Source organism: Methanosarcina barkeri 3 (genome assembly GCF_000970305.1).
In the GTDB taxonomy this organism is placed as follows: Archaea; Halobacteriota; Methanosarcinia; order Methanosarcinales; family Methanosarcinaceae; genus Methanosarcina; species Methanosarcina barkeri_A.
The window spans coordinates 3,415,332-3,434,041 of the sequence record NZ_CP009517.1 but is presented as its reverse complement, the minus strand read 5'-3'; the positions used below and the strand labels follow the sequence as shown (position 1 = coordinate 3,434,041).

General features: G+C 38.2%; 15 protein-coding genes. 6 read left to right on the top strand and 9 right to left on the bottom strand.

The features are described 5' to 3' along the window. Window positions 1–328: 328 nt before the first annotated feature. Window positions 329–1,075, bottom strand: a complete 747-nt coding sequence (locus MSBR3_RS13925) for a DUF429 domain-containing protein (RefSeq protein ID WP_230627502.1) — start codon at window positions 1,073–1,075, stop codon at window positions 329–331. A gap of 266 nt (window positions 1,076–1,341) precedes the next feature. On the opposite strand from MSBR3_RS13925, the gene MSBR3_RS21135 reads away from it, so the two are divergent. From MSBR3_RS21135 to MSBR3_RS13900, 5 genes are all read left to right on the top strand, one after another. Then, complete coding sequence (locus tag MSBR3_RS21135; RefSeq protein ID WP_230627500.1) at window positions 1,342–1,995, top strand: hypothetical protein; 654 nt, start codon at window positions 1,342–1,344, stop codon at window positions 1,993–1,995. Further along, window positions 1,992–2,285, top strand: coding sequence for a hypothetical protein (locus MSBR3_RS21130; protein WP_230627498.1), 294 nt, complete (start codon window positions 1,992–1,994; stop codon window positions 2,283–2,285). The genes MSBR3_RS21135 and MSBR3_RS21130 overlap by 4 nt, the downstream gene beginning before the upstream one ends. A 574-nt stretch (window positions 2,286–2,859) precedes the next feature. Beyond that, on the top strand, window positions 2,860–4,176 hold the full coding sequence (locus MSBR3_RS13915; protein WP_230627496.1) for a metallophosphoesterase family protein: 1,317 nt from the start codon (window positions 2,860–2,862) through the stop codon (window positions 4,174–4,176). Further along, window positions 4,166–8,020: an AAA family ATPase gene (locus tag MSBR3_RS13910; protein WP_048108836.1), complete on the top strand. Its 3,855-nt coding sequence runs from the start codon at window positions 4,166–4,168 to the stop codon at window positions 8,018–8,020. The genes MSBR3_RS13915 and MSBR3_RS13910 overlap by 11 nt, the downstream gene beginning before the upstream one ends. Window positions 8,021–8,690: 670 nt before the next feature. Beyond that, complete coding sequence (locus MSBR3_RS13900; RefSeq protein ID WP_048108834.1) at window positions 8,691–9,749, top strand: tetratricopeptide repeat protein; 1,059 nt, start codon at window positions 8,691–8,693, stop codon at window positions 9,747–9,749. A 353-nt stretch (window positions 9,750–10,102) separates the two neighbouring features. Here MSBR3_RS13900 and MSBR3_RS13895 read toward each other — a convergent pair whose 3' ends face one another. The 3 genes from MSBR3_RS13895 to MSBR3_RS13885 all read right to left on the bottom strand — a co-directional run bounded on the left by MSBR3_RS13895 (window position 10,103) and on the right by MSBR3_RS13885 (window position 12,464). Next, window positions 10,103–10,474, bottom strand: coding sequence for a DUF2795 domain-containing protein (locus MSBR3_RS13895; protein ID WP_048108833.1), 372 nt, complete (start codon window positions 10,472–10,474; stop codon window positions 10,103–10,105). Between the two features lie 372 nt (window positions 10,475–10,846). Then, complete coding sequence (locus tag MSBR3_RS19025; RefSeq protein WP_155396828.1) at window positions 10,847–11,407, bottom strand: hypothetical protein; 561 nt, start codon at window positions 11,405–11,407, stop codon at window positions 10,847–10,849. A 424-nt stretch (window positions 11,408–11,831) separates the two neighbouring features. Beyond that, window positions 11,832–12,464, bottom strand: a complete 633-nt coding sequence (locus MSBR3_RS13885) for a GyrI-like domain-containing protein (RefSeq protein WP_048108832.1) — start codon at window positions 12,462–12,464, stop codon at window positions 11,832–11,834. A gap of 567 nt (window positions 12,465–13,031) precedes the next feature. On the opposite strand from MSBR3_RS13885, the gene MSBR3_RS13880 reads away from it, so the two are divergent. After that, window positions 13,032–13,325: a hypothetical protein gene (locus tag MSBR3_RS13880; RefSeq protein WP_048108831.1), complete on the top strand. Its 294-nt coding sequence runs from the start codon at window positions 13,032–13,034 to the stop codon at window positions 13,323–13,325. Window positions 13,326–14,089: 764 nt separating this feature from the next. On the opposite strand, the gene MSBR3_RS13875 is transcribed toward MSBR3_RS13880, so the two are convergent. From MSBR3_RS13875 to hypB, 5 genes are all read right to left on the bottom strand, one after another. Then, the gene (locus tag MSBR3_RS13875) at window positions 14,090–14,983 is read right to left on the bottom strand and encodes a hypothetical protein (protein WP_048108830.1); all 894 of its coding nucleotides are present in this window, start codon (window positions 14,981–14,983) and stop codon (window positions 14,090–14,092) included. A 548-nt stretch (window positions 14,984–15,531) separates the two neighbouring features. After that, window positions 15,532–15,951, bottom strand: coding sequence for a hypothetical protein (locus MSBR3_RS13870; protein ID WP_048108829.1), 420 nt, complete (start codon window positions 15,949–15,951; stop codon window positions 15,532–15,534). Between the two features lie 102 nt (window positions 15,952–16,053). After that, entirely contained in the window at window positions 16,054–16,179 is a 126-nt protein-coding gene (locus MSBR3_RS21520; RefSeq protein ID WP_268989091.1) for a hypothetical protein, read from the bottom strand. 598 nt (window positions 16,180–16,777) lie between these two features. Continuing rightward, the gene (hypE, locus tag MSBR3_RS13865) at window positions 16,778–17,821 is read right to left on the bottom strand and encodes a hydrogenase expression/formation protein HypE (RefSeq protein ID WP_048108828.1); all 1,044 of its coding nucleotides are present in this window, start codon (window positions 17,819–17,821) and stop codon (window positions 16,778–16,780) included. A gap of 179 nt (window positions 17,822–18,000) precedes the next feature. Beyond that, window positions 18,001–18,669, bottom strand: coding sequence for a hydrogenase nickel incorporation protein HypB (gene hypB / locus MSBR3_RS13860; protein ID WP_230628037.1), 669 nt, complete (start codon window positions 18,667–18,669; stop codon window positions 18,001–18,003). Window positions 18,670–18,710 lie beyond the last annotated feature (41 nt).

Genomic DNA, 18,710 nt, shown 5'->3' with positions numbered 1-18,710 from the left:
AAAAAACCAGTAGTGTTTAGGTTCTGAAAAATACTTAGCAGTATAGAAACACAAACGATCAATCTACTAAAATTATCAGCAAGAATTACTAAACTATAATTATCAGCCCACCCTCCGTAGATATGCACAAAGGTGCCATTAATCATCTTAATGTGGTAGTAAATTAAAAATTATCTCATGTTTTGACTGTTTTGGACAATTGGATGAATAAGTTCTATACGTGTTTTTAAAATAATGAGAGTTTTCTTTCCTTATTGAAGGTTCATTTTGATCTTGCAATCCCTGGGCTTGATCTTTGTAACTTCAGTTTCCGAAACTGTGAATCCTATCAGCAAACCGTTGTATAAACCACCTGCACAGGAAGCCCTTGAGAATCTTTTTCAGAAATTTCAGGAACAGATCTCAGTCCCCTCTGAAAAGATAATTTTGCTGTTACAGAGGCGACCAGAGCATCAAGAATATCATCTTTTGCCACATCTTTACGCCTGTATTTGGAAAGAGCATCCTGCACGATTTCGTCTGTGGAAGTGCAAATTTCTTGCAACAGCTTCTTTCTTTCGTTAAAACCTTCCCGCTCCTTTTTAGAATGTTCCATTGGTTTTCCGGCAAGAGCCCAGAAGCAAATTTCAGGATGGGTTTCTATTATTTTTTCCTTCGCAGAATCTGCGGCTATAAGAAAATCATTCATTTCTCTTATTTTCGGAACGATTCCCCATGTTTGTTTTGTAAGCCGTTTGCCTGTAATTTCTTCGTTGATGTCACAAGCATTTTCATAACTTTTTGCATAGATGGCTTCCCTACAGGGAGTTGGAAAAACGCTGGATTGCCTGTAGGGTCTTAGTAATCTTCGAGCTTCTACATCACAGGATCTTCTCTTGAAATTAGATTTGCTGTCTATTAAACCAATAGGAATGTCCACAAGTATACGCACATTAATTTTGCCGTCATAAAAATAGTTCCAGAGATCCGAGATTTTAGAAAACTGAAATACACCAAAACTGTCAGTTTCTGTTAGTGCAACTGCAAACCAACCAGCTTTGCACCCGTCTACACCAACAAACATTTTTTTATCCATATTCAGGGTTCGCAGTTCATGCATATAGAATCTTTCAGAGGAGGCTTTGAAGAGAGTTATCTATAATTGTTTAGGTATTGTTGATATTTCCTTCAAACATTTGCAAAGACATAACTAATGGCTTATAAATAAGAAGGAATTAAAAGGGCTTTTTCTTTTACCTTGGAGATATTTTAGTATTCTTTTTATTGGCGTTGGTAAAATTTAATACCGGTTGAAGCATTTACTGCTTACTATTTTTCTTCATTCTCAGGGACCTGATAACTTTGAGCGGACAAAACGTTAAGCTGCCGTGTTTTGAAACTGTCATCAGTCAGATGATCAAGAATATGTGCAGGTCTGAGGGGTACAAGTATTCTGACCTTGAAGCAAAACTGGTTGAGGACTTTAAAGTTAAGATTGGTTTTCGGCAGGAAGGTTCGGGTGATGAGATCTTTGAATTCAAGGAGGAAATCTACTGGGTTTTCAAGTACCTGAAAATGATACGGTTCATTCAGGATGGGTTAGATGGGCTAATTTGCATAAGTTCTGAAGGCATGGAGTTTTTAAATTCACAGTTACCTGGAGAAAGCAAACTGGAAGATATTGAGCTGATTGGGATAAAGGATTATTTTAACTCTTTTGAGCTTGAGCTTGATCCGATTGTTGTTTCGTATAAACAACTTACAGAGTTCGCTGATAAAGAGAAAGTAAACAGGACACTGAGCAGTTTCTACTGCGTAAAGGACCCTGATATTCAGGATTTTGTGCGGCGCAACATGAACAAATTTGATGACAAATCAATATGCAGGTCATATCTTATACTTGATAGGAAGAATAGCGACGACGAAAACTTCTGCGTCCTTGGATTTTTTGCCCTGGCTTTGAAAATACTAAGAGTAGACCAGAGCAAGTTGAGCAGGAAGCAAAAAAGGATATGAACCTGCTTAGAGAACAGGAAGGTATTCCTTCGTACTTTATTGCCCAATTAGGGAAAAATGACATGTTTAAACACAATTTTGAAGGAAGATACCTGCTTGATGAAGCCGTAAACATTGTTTATGACTGCATGGGGTTATTGGGAGGAACCATTGTCTGGCTTGAAGCAAATAAAGAAGCCGCTTCTGTGGTGAAATTTTATAAAGACAATGGATTTATAGAATTACAGTCAGAATTGCAGGAGGACGGGGTAGAGAGAATGCAATTGGTAAAATATTTAAATAGGGAATGATTAGGGGAAAGAACATATATCAAATAAGAACACATATAGTTGTTAAAAGGCAGGACTAAACGATAAGGGGTGTAGAAATGGCTTCGAGATATCTGGAACAAAACACTTTATACATATCAGACCCTGTTGCCATTAATAAGTTACATTTTCTATTTGAGAAGAATGAAAAATCCAAACCTCCTATATCTCGATATGCAAAGTCTGAGAAAGAGGTTATTGAATTTCTAAAAAGGTAATCGATCTGTACATTTTTACTTGAAAGTATGATTTTATTTTTCAACGTAGGGTTAAAAATCTCGTTTTTCATCTTTTTTCATGCTGTTTTTATATTCTGTTTCTATCTTGTTTTCACATTTTTTCCCATTTTCTGCAATAAAACTTCATATTTCTGAATTTTTCCTGTTTTAATCTGTCTGCCTCAAAAACATTATCTGGAAAAATATTGATTTTCGAAAAAATACTGCTGGAATATGAGTTTAATTATCTGTTTTTAAAGCTTTCAAATCAGAACATTTAACTGGGTTTATATACAGTTGGAGGTATAAATATTATAAATATGTTAGTGGTATCTCCAATGAAAAAAACAAATATGTCGGCGGATGTTGGCAGAGCCGGAACTTTGAGTTTTGTTCATGCTGCGGATTTACATCTTGACAGTCCATTTACTGGGATCTCCGGTATTGATCCTGAGCTTGGGGAAAGGCTTGCGAAAGCTACCTTTCAGGCTTATGAGGCAATTATAGATCTCTGTGTGGATGAAGAAGTCGACTTTCTGCTTATTGCGGGAGATGTGTATGACAGTGCCGATAAGAGTCTTTATGCTCAGGTGAAGTTTATAGAGGGGCTCAGAAGGCTCGAAACCGTCGGAATTCAGGTTTTTATCTGCCATGGGAACCACGATCCTCTTGACGGCTGGTCTGCAAGCCTTACATGGCCCGAAAATGTACATATCATGAGTGGGGAAGGGGCCGAGGTTGTGGAATTCAATAAAGAAGGGGAAACTGCCGCCGTCATAGTGGGGATGAGCTATCCGACACAGCACATAGTGAAAAATCTTGTAAAAGACTTTCCAAGAAAAGAAGATAACTGGCCGTTTACTATAGGGTTGCTGCATTGCAGCGTGGGAAGTAACCCTGAACATGATCCTTATGCACCCTGTACCCTGCAGGACCTCAGGGAGCTCAATTATGATTATTGGGCTCTTGGCCACATCCATACTCCTTCTATAGTTTGCAAAGAAGCTCCGGTTGTGATATATCCCGGAAATCCGCAGGGCAGGCATCCCGGTGAAACCGGGGCAAGGGGATGCTTTTTTGTGGATGTTTCCTCAGGAGGAGATACTTCTACCAGGTTTATAGAGACCGATTCTGTCCGCTGGCATATCAGGGAAATTTCCATAGAAGGTCTGGAAAAAGAAGGGGAGTTAATAGAAAGTCTTCAAAGCCAGCTTGACGATATAAGGGAAAAGTCAGGAGGAAGATCTGCTATTTGCAGGTTTATTCTTAAAGGAAGGGGACCACTGCATTACATTCTCAGGCAGGAGGGATTTCTTGAGGATCTCCTGCGTTTGCTCAGGGAAGGAGAAACCTGGAGTAAACAGTTCATCTGGATAGAGCGCATTGAAAATGAGACGTTCTTTCCGGTAGAAAGAGAGCTTCTTCTGAAAAGGGAAGATTTTGTAGGAGATCTGGTAAAAATTGTAGAGGGCTTGAAGACTGATGAAAAAGCCCGAAATGAGTTCCGTGAGTTTCTTTCACCTCTATTTTTTAGTTCCAGGAACGGAAGAAAATATATTTCCAGAATTGATAACGAAGAGATGAATTCTCTGCTTCAGCGAGCTGAAAATATCCTGCTTGATGCCTTACTTACGGAGGAAGATAATGAAAATTAATGCCATCCACATTGATGGCTTCGGCAAGTTTTCCAGCTTCTCTATGGAAGATCTTCCCTCAGGTCTGGTCGTTTTTACAGGGGCAAATGAGGCAGGAAAATCGACATTATTTACTTTTATTCGTAGAATGTTTTTCGGTACACCTAACACAAGGCTTTGCAACCTCTATCCTCCACTTGAAGGGGGAAAGCATGGAGGAAGGCTTGCGGTGATTGATTCTACCGGAGACCGATGGGTCATAGAGAGAAATGCAGGCAGAAAAGAAGATGTAAAGGTTTTACTTCCGGATGGGAATATAGGAGGCAGGGCTGACCTCCTTAAACTACTAGGCTATGCGGACAGAAATGTCTTTGAAAATATCTATGCCTTTGGCCTTGAAGAATTACAGAATTTCGAAACCCTTAACGACCGGAGCATCAACAGTAAACTCTACAGTGCTGGTACAGGAGTTGGAGTTCCTATTTCAGGACTGATGAATTCGATCAGCAGCATTGAAAACAATCTGTATAGGCCTAGAGGTAGCAAACCTCTTATAAATGAGCTATTAAGGGAAATAGGAAAAACTGAAGTAAAAATTTCAGAACTTGAGGGAGCCCAGAAGAAATACGATTCGCTTCATTTCGAAATGGAACAGAAAACTCTGGAAATTAACCAATTAAAACAAAAGTCTCAGAATATAAGGAAAAAACTAAACCACATGCAAAACTTGATTTCCGTCTGGGAAGACTGGAAAGTCCTCAATGAATCAAAAACAACCCTTGAAAGCTTACCTGAGCTTGAAAGTTTCCCTGAAAAAGGGGAGGAAAAGCTTACAAGGCTCCAGGAGCGAATTGGGGAAATAAGGGAGACTATCTCGAGGCTGCAGCAGGAACTGGATAAAAATGCTGTTAAAGAAATAAGCCTTTCCCCTGACGAAAACCTTCTGCAGCAAAAAGATTCGGTGCTGGAACTGAGAAGCGGAATTGAAAAGTACAGGTCTGAAGAAAAAATGCTTCCTTCTCTGGAAATAAACCTCAGGCAGGAAAAAGCCGGGCTTACTGAGCTTCTTCTGGAACTCGGTCCAACCTGGAATGAAGATGCTCTGGATCGCTTTGACCGCTCTATCCCTGCAAAGGAATCAGTTATTCAGATGCGAAGGTCAGTAGAGGAAATTGAAGATAAAGTAAAAGAGACCAGAAACGAACTTCAGCAAGTCCTTAACAGCATCGAAAGGATACTCCAGGAAAATGATCTTTTTGAAGAAGGCCTCCTTGTACACAGAGACCGGGTTATCGAACTTGGAAACGGAATCGAAAAATACCAGGCTGATAAGGACTTTCTCCTTTCCGGAACTCAGGAACTTCAGGACAGAAAGTCTGAACTCAGGAAAACTCTTTCAGGACTTGAGGAGGGATGGGATGAAACTGTCCTTGATCTTTTCGAGTACTCCACTTTTTCAAAAGAAACTGTACTCAGAAAACGAAGGGAAATGGATGAGGCAGAAAAAACAATTGAGAGGTACCATGACAGGCTTAAACTTGCTTTTGAGGAAATTAGAGAAGTCTGCGAGGAAATCGAGGCTCTGAAAGAGAGATTTGAGGTATACTTGACTCTTCCCAGACTTGAAGAGGTAAAACAGGAGCTTGAAGCTGTAAGTTATCTCAGGGTTACTCAACCTCTACTGAAGGAAAAAGAAGGTGAACTCAAAAACCTGGAAAAAGAAGAGATGTTTTTTGCAGCTTTAGGACACCGGGAAACCGAACATGAAGGCGGACTTCCCCTCTGGCCTGCAGGAATGATTCTGCTTGCAGGCTGCATTGGCCTGATTTACGAGAGCATTAACGGCACTCTGCTTTCCGGACTTGTGATATTTTTACTTCTTTTTGCTACGGCGGCTGTATATTTCTTGAAAGCAACTAATAACTCCTCGATCCCCCTCGCCGGAGGAGAACACCCGGAGAACACCGAATCCCGAAAACAAAGTGTGCAGGACTCAAAAGAAAAGTTATACCGAGAGATTACTACATTGAAAGTATCCATGAAAACCTGTGCAAAAAAGTGTGGTTTTGAAGACATTCCTGATTCCTCAATACGAGAACAGAAAGCCAATGAGTTGCAGAAAGTCATGGTTGAGTTAAAGACTGCCTCGGAGCTATTCCAGAGGGAGGAAAAGCTCCAGAAGAAGCTGGATAAGTTAAATGCAAGTTACATCGGACTCAAGGAAACTCTCAGGGCCGAAGAGGCAAAGCAGGAAGAAGTTCTCCAGGAATGGAAAGTGTGGCTTGTTTCTTCAGGGCTCAGCCCTGAGCTCTCTCCCGAGCATGTGCTTGAACTCCTTTCTGCGATCAGTTCCTGCCTGGAAAAACAAAAGAATATAATAGAACTGGAAAAACAGGTAAAGTTCAAAGAAGCTGCTGTTAAAAAATACGAAGAAAAAACCTTTAGTATTCTGGAGGCTTGTGGAAGGTTCTTTTCAGGAATTACACTAGAGAGTGAAATCGCAAAGCTGCGGGAGGATGTAAGTTTTGCATTTAACCAGGCTGAAAGAGTGAGAAAACTTGAGGTTGAGTCTGAAGACCTTAACCGTAAAAAACAAGAGCTAGAAGCCCGGCTCCAAGAGGAAAAAAGAGTACGTGAAACCATATCAGAAAAGTGGAATAACTGGCTTGAGACTTACGGGCTTGACCCCTCGCTTTCAGTAGAAAGTGTGCTTGAAATATTTTCGGTAATTCGGACATGCTTTGATAGACAGCGAGCTATCCGAAAACTTGAAGAACAGATAGATTCCAGCAAAAACTCGATAGAAGCCTATGAAGCAAAGGTGGCTGGAGTCCTGCAAGAGTGTGGACTTCCTCTTTCCGGACTCTCTTTTGACTCCCAGGTTGAAAAACTCCGTTTAGACCTTGAAAAGGCATCCGATGAGGCAAGAAACCTTCAGCAGCTGAAAACGAAATCGAAAGAACTCAATATTGAACTTCAGGCAGCCAGGGATAAGTATGAAGAGGCTGCAGAAGAGCTTGCGTTTCTTCTTAATTCCGGTTATGCAGAGACGGAAGAAGAATTCTACGAAAACGCTCGGTTCTGGACTCAACGAACCGAGCTGGAAAACAGGAAAAGAGAAGCTGAACAGCAAATCCGGCGGGTTTCCAGAGATGACGAAGAGTACAAGCTTTTAGTGGAAGAGCTGCAAGCCTCTGATCTCTCAGGCCTGAAAGACGAGAATTGCAGGCTTGAGGAGTGCCTGAAAACCCTGGAACAGGAGATCTCGAATGCTATAGACAGTCGTGGAGCGATACGAAACCAGATTGAACAGCTTGAACATGGAAGTGAAGGTTCCCTGGCAAGGGTAATGCAGGAAAGCCTGCTGGAAGAACTCCACGAAAAGTCAAGGGAATGGGCTTCTCTGGTTTTAGCCCGGGAAATCCTTGCTAAAGCAGTCAAAGTCTATGAAAAGGAAAGACAGCCTGCAGTTATCGTGGAAGCCCAGGCTTTTTTCTTAAAAATTACCGGAGGCAGGTACACAAGGATTTATTCTCCACTCAACTCTACCGAAATTTATGTTGAAGACCGGAATGGGCATCAAAAGAGCATCCAGGAACTCAGTCGGGGAACGGCCGAACAGCTTTATCTCTCTCTACGCTTCGGTTTCATTAGAGAATTCGGCCGACATTCGGAATCTCTTCCAATTGTTTTTGATGACGTTCTGGTGAACTTTGATCCTGTACGTTGCAAAAGTACCTGTGAAGCCATAAAGGATCTTGCATCGGACAACCAGATTTTTTATTTCACTTGTCATCCCGAAACCGTACGGATGCTCGTTGAAAGTTTTCCTGAAGCCAGAGCTGTAGACCTTGATGCAGTATAACAGAAAGTTAAACGTAAAAGAGCCTAATAGAGAGTTAAAGCGTAAAAGAACTGGTGGATCATATAAGGAACTGCTAATCCAACAATTTAAATTTACTTTTCTTAGTCAAATTTCAAACGACCATCGATTATTTAATAACAAAAGTGACTCCAAGACTTTAATTGAAATCTGATTTATTTTTGAATTTGTCAAATTCTCTCAGAATCCGACATCAGCGGCTAAGTAAATCTTGATTTTTTTCATCAAACCTTTTTATCAGGGAGCTCTACTTTTTCCAATATCTTTTTTCAAAAAGTATGTTTTAATATTACATTGCAAATATATATCCGTGGGAAATATATCTTCTTGGGAAATATTTCGGGTTAATGAGAACCAGTGCAGGTTTAAGGTCAGCGAGCTTAGTAAAGCCAACAAATCTCGTTTGACAAGTGATTAAGTAAAATTCTGATAATCAATTCTGACAAATGAATTCTGATAATGAATTCTGACAATAAATTCTGATAATGAATTCTGACAATAAATTCTGATAATGAATTCTGACAATAAATTCTGATAATGAATTCTGATAATGAATTCTGACAATAAATTCTGATAATGAGTTCTGGCAATGAATTCTGATAATGAGTTCTGGCAATGAATTCTGACAAGCATATTTTCGGGTTCTGATAGTATGAGTGCAACGGATAAAGGTCGTGAGTTTCATCACTCTAAGAGAGACTCATTTTATGAAGAGGAGTTTATCGGATTAGAAACGTATGAAGGAAGAAAAAAAGATATTGAAGTCATTGACATCATCGGGTCTTTAATGCAGGATGAAGACTTTTCATTAGAAGATGAGAGCAGCTTTACTATTAAGAAAATACTTGCTTTTCTTGAGAAAGAAATAACTGACGATCAATATTTTACTGAGGCTTGGCTGATTAAAGGTACAGTACTCTATAAAACCGGCAAGTACGGAGGTTCAATAGAAGCTTTTGACAATGCCCTGGAAACTATACCAGAGGTAATTTCTAAAGAAAACCTGTACCTATGGAAAAAGAGTGACAATATAAACTACAAATATGCACTTAAGTTCAAGGCTCTTGCTTTATTCAAGCTTGGAGGATATAAAGAGGCACTGGATACACTTAATGAGATCCTTTCACTCTATCCAGAGGACGTTGAAATCCAGAAATATAAAAATATGTTGTCTACACTACAAGATGAAAGTCTGATTAAAGAGTTGAATACTCTCCCATATAACTCTCCTGAAGTGTCCGGTAAGGGGTACAGAGACAGGCAGGTTTACGAATCGGATAAGTATGTGAGAGCGCTGAAAGAATTTGATAAATGTCTTGAAATCAACCCGGATAATGCAGATATCTGGAGCTATAAAGGCTCTGCTCTTTATACTCTTGGTAGATATGAAGAGGCTTTAGAAGCACTTGATAAGTCTCTTGAGATTAACCCTAAAAATGAAAACGTTTGGAGTTTCAAAGGTTCTACTCTTTATATGCTTGATAGGCCTGAAAAAGCATTAAAGGCATTTGATAAAACGCTGCAGGGTAACCCAAACAGACCTGAAGCCTGGTTCAACAAAGGGTCTATTCTCTTTGAACTCGGAAGATATAAGCAGTCACTGGCTGCAGTAGAGAACACTTTAAGAATTAATGCGGAAGACACAAATGCTTTGAATCTCAAAAACTCTATTCTTCATAAACTTGGGGAGGACAAAAAACCAATTACCTGAAAGGATGAAGAATCAATTATTTGTTTATTTCCCTAATATATTTCTTTCCAGACTCATATCTTGATGGATAAGTATTGTCTTTTGAGGAAAAATCTTTTGAGGAAAATTTAAGGGATTCTTTCCCCTCTTAAAAATTCAAGACCAAAGGCGGTCTGAACCGAAGTTTATAGTTTTTCCATCTTGTTTTTGGTCTTCTGCTTTAACCTTCTGTTTTAATCTTCTGCTTTAACCTTCTGTTTTAATCTTCTGCTTTAATTTCTGTTTTAATCTTCTGCTTTAATTTCTGTTTTAATCTTCTGCTTTAATTTCTGTTTTAATCTTTCGCTTTTAGCGGCTACCTGTCTAAAATCGAATTATCGGTTCTGGATTCTGGCTCTGCATTCTTTGATAACATCATCAGGGCTGGAGTATTCCTTATCCGGGCAGGCCTCAAGAGCTCTTATTATTACATCGCGGACATGAAGATTTCTAGCTTCATTGACTAGCTCCTGCTTTGTTGCAGGATATTTCCTTTTATGGAAAACTTCCATAGCTTTTTGAAAACCTTCAAATTCATTGACTACATCATCAGCGCTGTTGTATTCCCTGTCTGGAATGTTCTCAAGAGTCTGCATTGTGTCGCCACTAATATTCTGTTTTCGGGCTTCATCGATGACCTGTTTCTTCGTTGCAGGATATTTTACATTTCCTAAAATGCTCTGAACTTCAGTAGTGCTTGCTTGCATTACTTTTTCTCCCCCATATTATGATTTTTCCCAATATTGTGACTCTATTTTCTCGGAGTTCCTTTCGATCTCAACCTGTTTTACTCCTTGTTTGATAAGTTCATTTTCTAAATTTAGGTTTCCAAAGCCTTTCCCAATTTAATTTCTCACCCTCTTTTATTCCCTCTTTACTACTACTCTAGTTTAATATAAAAAGAATTCAAATCAAATGTTTGTTAAAAGAGGGTTACTCAGGTCAGTAAGGTGATAGTTCGTAAAAGCTTAGGCTTTATCTTAAAAGCTTAAAGGTTTATCTTAAAAGCTTAAAGGTTTATCTTAAAAGGTTAGGCTTATCTTAAAAAGCTTAAAAGCTTATCTTAAAAAGCTTGATCTTTACCTTTGCCAGTGAGTTTCTTCCATATCAATAGCTGCAAAAATCTGTACAAGAGGGTGTCTTTTTATAGCTCTCATCAAATCTTCTGGAGTATACTCCATACCATATTCATAGCACGAAAAAAGTCCCATATGATAAAGGATTATGTCCCTTTCGTTGCGTGTAAGTTTTATATACTTTTTAACTCTCTCAATAGAAAGAATTGAATGCTTATTATTTGCAGGATGATCTGGTAACGTCCGATAATTTCCATAATCCCCAGTATATAATCCTTCTTTACAGACGTCGTGGCACAAAGCAATAATTATTAAAGAATCTTCGGAAAGTTGCTCTTTTTCCTTAAGGCGGGAGTTCGATAATTTCAGCGGTTCTAATAAATTGAGGCAATGTTCCGCAAGTCCGCCAGGATAATCTCTATGATATTTTGTACTTGCTGGTGCAGAAAAGAAATCAGAGCTTTCAATGTACCGGATGTAATCTTTAACTCCTTCTCTCTCAATTTCATTTAAGAGATCAAGAATATAAGTTTCGTTGGCAAAGATTTCATCCTCAGTCAACATTTCAGTTCCTTCAAATATCATAAATTATTGAAATTCTTATATAGGACTTTAACAAATGTCATTTTTCTGATAAAAAGTAAATTTTGCTCCTGCCTATCTATATATTAGATAGCTGGAAACTAAATAAATGCGATAGAATAAATTTTCCTTAAGTTTAATAATTGTAGAAAAATAAGGTAAACATAAACCTGAACAAAAGAGGTATCTTAAGCAACTCTCAATGGATTTCAATCTTTATTCATTGTTTGTCATCTTTTATTGTTTGTCATCTTTTATTGTTTGTTATCTTTTATTGCTTGTTATCTTTTCATTGTTTATTATCCGCTCATTGCTAGTTATCTTTTCATTGTTTGTTATTTTTTTATTGCTTGTTATCCGTTTATTGTCTGTTACCTTTTCATTATTTTGCCATCAATTCGTTATTTTAACTTCTTTTTTTCATGGGTTGCCTTATGATAGTTTTAAGTTTTTCCGGCTCTGTTCTGAGCATGTTGCTTATATATATCTCATGGTGTTTCTCACCAGGCAGGCTTCCATTAAACTCATATCCTTTTTCTTCAATAAAATTATGTAGTTTCTCTACAGTCGGGTCTTCCTGAGAATATGGACCAATGTGCATTATCTGGGCTGATAAGCCTTCATGCAGGCTTTGAAATTTTATCCTGGAAAGTGCAGGCAGTTTTTTCTTTTTTTCGACTTCTTTTACGGCTTCTTTTATCACATCTTTTGTTATGAAGTCTGGTTGTCTTATCATTGCGGTCCATTTCCAGCCACTTTTATCTTGAACGGTGAATTCTTTCATATTTTCAACCCACCAGAGTCCCTCAAGAGGCATTACCACATAATCTTGCGAGTTCTCTTTTTTAGAGATAAATTTAATTTTATAAGATACTGAAAACAATGCTTCTATGGAGTCCTGATATTCCTGTGATATATTTGGGTCGCCTTTACCATCTATCATTAGAAAATTCATTTCAGGAACATTTACAATTGATACTTCTTTTGCAGATGGATTGTATAATTCTTTATTCTCTTTTTTTAAATCTATTCCAGGCATTTAAATCACTCCTGATTTTTAACTGCGTTAGGCTCAAGTCAATAAAAAGATATGATTATTATTGGTCTTCCTTAGTAATCAATTGATATATCTGGAGACTTGTAAAGACTTAAGATTTAATATTTCTCTATATTAACGCCAGGCAACTAAAAGAATCATCCGGATTAGATATTCAGGCATCCTGGCTAATCAGAAAGAGGATAAAGAGAAATTTATGCTAAGAAGAGTATTAATTATCTACTTGTAAACTTATTTTATAAATACAGTAATAGAAAGTAGTAGAAAAAATATTTTATACGACTTTATGAACTTTAGATCGATACTCAAGTGTACATAGTTTCTCTCAAATACGATTATTTAGAAAACTTTAAGCCTCGAAAACACATATTTTTAATTGCTGTTTGAGATACTGTTCCTGGAAAATCAGGATATAAGGGTATCCTGGGCTAAACTCAGGAAGATATGTCTGCATTTTTATTAATATTCTTATTAGTTGTGATCATCAAATCTTAAAGTCAAGTGTGACGAGGTGAATTGCCCCACTTATCGTACAAAGGAGTTAGAACCATGCGTGACACGAAACTGATGCGAGTACTTGCAGAATATCTTGCGAAATGCGCAGAAATTCATGCAAGAAACGAATCGATACCACCGGAGAGCCTGGAAAAATTTATGATTGATATCGTAAGCTGCCTGGAAGTCGGGGGAATCGGCGATGTCGGAAAAGAGCTGGTCCCACTCAAAAAAGCACGTGCAACTATCAGGCTTGCAAGGCGCGAGTTTGAGTGGCAATGCGATAACATAGACAATCCTGAAGATTGGGAAACCTGCCTTAGGAATGCAGTCTCAGAAAATGTATAATCTTTTAAAATTTTCCCGGTAACCCCTGGAATCGCTGGTAATATTTCAGGCATTATCCCCCGAACGAGAATTTAAGTATTTTTATTTTTCCGGGAACTTGCACAGCTTAAACTCTGGAGGTGAGTTTCGCAGACACATGTACGTTTAAAACTGTACAATTAAACCGGGGTCAAAGTAAAGGTTAAAATTATGAGTTAAAAACGGGGACTGTGAACTGAAACTTGAGACTGGGATCAAAAACTAAATTAAAGACGATTTATCAAAAGTATAAATCAGAGACGATTTATCAAAAACATAAATTAGAGACGATTTATCAAATACGTAACTTAAAGATGGTTTATCATAAGCGTAAATTAACGATGATTTTTAATACTGGTTAATTATGAAAAGGTGGAATGATCTAATAAGAGACTTAAATAGACTAGTAATAAAAGGTCATAAAAGTTTGACTATGGGAGTCATTTCCTGTGACTTAATAATCAAAAGGAAGGCTCTCAAATCCGATCAAACAAAGTAAGTGTGTGCATTTTCAGATTTAGCCAAAGACTCCCACTAATTTCTATACTTTATCTTCTCACTGACTTTTTCGCTTAAGATGCTTGTCTGATTCTGGAGACTCTCATAACTATACCTCTCATATTTATACAACTGAACTGAAAAACGATAATAAGAGCCTTCAAGTTTCACTCATAACTGTTCAATTATTATATCTATTATAGGCCTGCCAGCGTTTTATTTTTTTCTTTTCAGGTGCCACAGTTCCTTTAGATTCTCGGTATTCCTTTCCAGAATCCAGGTACATAGCGAGGCTTGTAACTAAATTTTTCACTTCTCTTAGGTGCTTCTTTTATTCCTTCCCAGGAGCCAGGCACATAACGAGGTCTATAGCTATCCTTCTTCGCATTTCCTTTCCAGAGCCCGGGAATGTAACGCTGTTTGTACCTGATTTTACTTATTTTCGGAGTCTTTGTTGTACTTTTCCATGAACCGGGAATATAACGCGCTTTATAGTCAACTTTCTTTGTTTCTGGAGTTTTTTCTGTTCCTTTCCAGAGTCCGGGAATATAACGTTGTTTATACTTGATTTCCTCAAGCTTTGGATTCTCTTTTGTTCCTTTCCAGAATCCAGGTACGTATTTTGGCTTATGACTGATCTTATCTGTTTTTGAATTCTCGGTGTTTCCTCTCCAGAATCCTGGGATGTAACGCTGTCTGTACCTGATCTTACTTATTTTCGGATTCTCTTTTGTTCCTCTCCATAAGCCGGGAATATAACGTGGCTCATAATCATCTTTATTTATTTTTCTGGTATTTGCAGTTTCTTTCCAGAGTCCGGGAATGTAACGTTGTCTGTACTTTATTTTCTCAAGCTTTGGGTTCTCTTTTGTCGCTTTCCAGAACCCGGGTATGTATTTTTGCTTATAGTCGGGTTTCTCTACCCGTGTTTCTATAGTCCCTTTCCAGAATCCTGGCACATAACGCTGCTTGTTCCTGATCCGTTCAATTTTTGGATTCTTTTTTATTCCTTCCCAGGAACCAGGAACGTAACAGGATCTGGAGCTAGACTTCTCGTTTGTCCTGTGAGTCTCCTTGATTTCGGTTTTTACCCTCCTGATTGTTTTGCCAGCTTCTTCTTTTAGTTCATGTCTATTATGCATACCATAACCTCTACGTTTAATTTATCCTGTTTAACTGCGAAATTAACGCATAAACGTTAAACTCGCTAAATAATAGACTTCGTACATATAAATAAATATTCAACAGTAATGTGACGTTGTTTTCAATTTCTTTGTACAAAATAGCAGACATTTTACATGATTCCACTCTGACTCACACGCAGCCCGGAATGGCATCTCAATATTTCAGTTTACAAGGCCATGGTTGCCAAAAATTAATATGTATTATTGGGACAGCAGTGATTTAGGTCGCTTGTTCAAATACAAATGAAGCTAATATAAAAATAGAAAAAGGTGGCAAATATCCAAATTCTGTATTAGTGTTGATAAAAATAGAAAAAAATAAAGTTCAGCAGTCTAAACTCCTGGCTTGAAATTCTGAGTAGAAATCTTAAAATTTTTATAAGCAGCTTTTCTCTTGTTTTTCAGGTATCCAGTAAGCAACTAATATCACAGGTCAGGTAATTCTACCTGTAAATAAGGCCAATTTTTTTAATTTTTTATTTATAATATTTCTAAAACAAGAAAGATCAGGATAACTCATTACTTCCTCTAAGTTCGTTTGCTCTCTTTTCTGCTTCTTCTTTTGTTCGGAAGATTTCACTGGTACATATACATTTTCTCGTGTTATGGTCACAATGGTAAATAATATACAGGATGTCAGCCAGGCTATCAGTGGGCACATAACTTAACTCGTTTAACCCCCTACCTACACGGGTATAATTTTGTCCGTCAATTTCGAGTTCTCCTGCATCTTTCATCGGATCGTATCCAAAACACACCTCGCAGTCGAGTGTCACCTGCCATTCTTCTACAAAATATTCGGGTTGGTCTTCGATGTAATCTTTTTCGCAGTCCGAAGTTCCGGAACTTTTTATATACTCAAACATGCTTTCATATATATCTACAGGTTTCACTTTCCCGTAATACAGGATATTTATGTTTCTCATTTTCGTTTCATCTCCGTGCCAAATTCTATAACTCTTTATATGTGTTAAAGTATTAAAGGAAAAAGCTAAAAAACGGATTTCCTTTCCAGTTTAAAAACATTTTTAATAATATGTATGTAGAAGAATTCTATCGCAGACATACATAACCCTTGCAAAGCCCTGACTGCTCAGGATAATAGCGCCGCAATGGGATGGTTTATTTCCTGTACAGGAAACTTTGATCTTCATTAAGGCCTCAAAAGTATCAATACCTTCTACTAATATTTACCCTTAAACTATTCAGAGGTCCAAATATCAAAAAGATGCAAAATATACTGCAACTGAGCGCCATAGTTCCTGTTCCACAATTGAATCTCGGTTCATGCTTCAACTTCCATCCTTTTCAGTAACTATTCCTCTAAATATACTTCCATGAATATTTTCTATATGTTATTGTTCCCATCGGATTGCCTTATTCTTAACATCTTTTTAATTTATTTTATCGTTACATTATGAATTTCTATATGGCAATTTACTTTTAAACATTAGTTAATACTGGTAACTGAGATATTTCTAAAAATGTAAATTGAAAATATAGACTGAAAAGAGACTGCGAACGAGAGAATAAAAACAGAGACTGAAAAGAGACTACGGACGAGAGAATAAAAACAGAGACTGAAAAGAGACACTGCGAAAGTAAAGTAAAAAAATAAGATAAAAATGTAGTATAAAATCAATAGGAAAAATAAAAAGTAAATTCGGTTAAATGAGAGGAAACAACTGTACTTCTAAACTCAATTCCAAAGTCCCTTACCTTGAATCAATCTCGACTGAAGTCTAATGATTTTTAGCATACTCTGGGAATCGGGTCTCCTGCAGGTACATCTACAAAACGCATACCGCCGAAACGGTTTCTCAGGACTACTTCATTCTTATCCGGAGTAACTTCTCCTATAACAGCTGCGTCCCTACCGTAAGGGTGCTGCCTCAAGATTGAAAGCACTTCTTCTTCAAAGCCGGCTTTGACTCCCATAACTGCTTTTCCTTCGTTTGCAACCTCAAGGGGGTCCAGGCCCAGCATCTCACAGGCTGCGGAAACGGCTGATTTGAAGGGAATCCAGTCTTCTTCAATAAGAATACCTGCTCCGGATTTTGATGCCATCTCGTTCAGGGCATTTGCAAGCCCTCCTCGGGTCGGGTCTTTCATTGCCGTGATTACGGGTTCACCTTCCGGAGTTCTGAGTTTCAGAAGAGGTTCTATGAGTTTCCAGAGTGGAGCTGAATCCGAGGCAAGGTCGGTATCAAAGTCAAAACCTTCCCTATGAGCCATAAGCGAGATTCCATGGTCGCCGATAGTTCCTGTAACCAGGATTTTGTCTCCAGGTTGAAGTCCTGAGTCTCTTACAGGGCTATCCGTAATTCCAAGGCCTGCAGTATTCAGGATAATCGAGTCCAGCGCAGTTTTCTCCACGGTTTTAGTATCGCCTGTTATTATGGGTACGCCAACCTCTGCAGCAGTTTCGTCCATTGTTTTAATTATTTCCTCAAACTCCTTGAGTGAAAAACCTTCAGGGACTATGACTGCACAGGTAAGGGCAAGGGGTTTTGCTCCCATAACCGTAAGGTCATTTACAGTCCCTGCAACTGCAAGTCTTCCTATATTGGTATTCGGGAAAAAGGCAGGTGTAATCACATGACTATCAGTAGTCAGTACGAGTTCGCATCCCTTATTGAAGTCTTCAAGTTTGATCGTGGATCCATCATCAAGACATTCGAGCCCTATCGAGCCTGCACTTTTATTACGAAAGTTTTTAAGAATTATTTCTCCTATAAGTGCCTGCATTACTTCTCCGCCTGCACCGTGCTCAAGAGAAATGGTATTGGATTTCATATAAGTCTCCTTTTTTCCGCCTTTTAAACCCGCTGGATCTTCTCAATCCACCTAAAATCTTCTTAATCCGGTTTTCGAGTTATTTTTCTTTAACCTGGTTTCTACCTTATTTCTCTTTAACCTAGTTTTTTTAACTTTATCCTTATTAACCTGGTTTCCACCTTAATGCCTTTAACTTTTTATCTATTCTGAGACTCTTTAACTCCAAGCTCGATGAAGCTAATCCAGGTTTCCAGACTTTCCCAATCATGCTTTGAAGTCAGGATAACCGGCACGTTCGGGTTTAAGGAAAGAATATCATCTCGCATTTTTTCAGCATCTACATCAACAGCATGTGCAATGTCAACTTTATTTATTACTGCAAGATCCGAAGTCTTGAATATCATGGGGTGTTTAAGGATAATGTCGTCTCCTTCGGTCACGCTCACAATTACAACCCTCAGGTGTTCTCCCAGTTTAAAGTCCACAGGGCATATCAGGTTACCTACGTTCTCAATTAGCAGGAGATCCGTGTTGTTAAGATCGATTTCATCCAGGGCTTTTTCTACCAGTTTTGCATCCAGGTGGCACTCTTTCCCGGTATTTACAGGAATAGTAGGGACATCGAGTTTCCTGAAACGTGAGGAATCCATCTCAGCGATTACATCCCCTGCGATCACAGCTATTTTATATTTATCCTTAAGTTGCCGAATAACCTCTTCAATCAGAGTGGTCTTTCCTGATCCTATTGCACCCATAACATTTACCGAAAAGACCTGATACTTGTCAAGTTTCTTTTTGTTTTTTTCAGCAACTTTGTCATTTGCTTTGTAGACATCATGTCCCATATCGATTACGTGCATTAACATAAACATCACTTGGAAAATTTTATTTCTAATTTTACATTTTT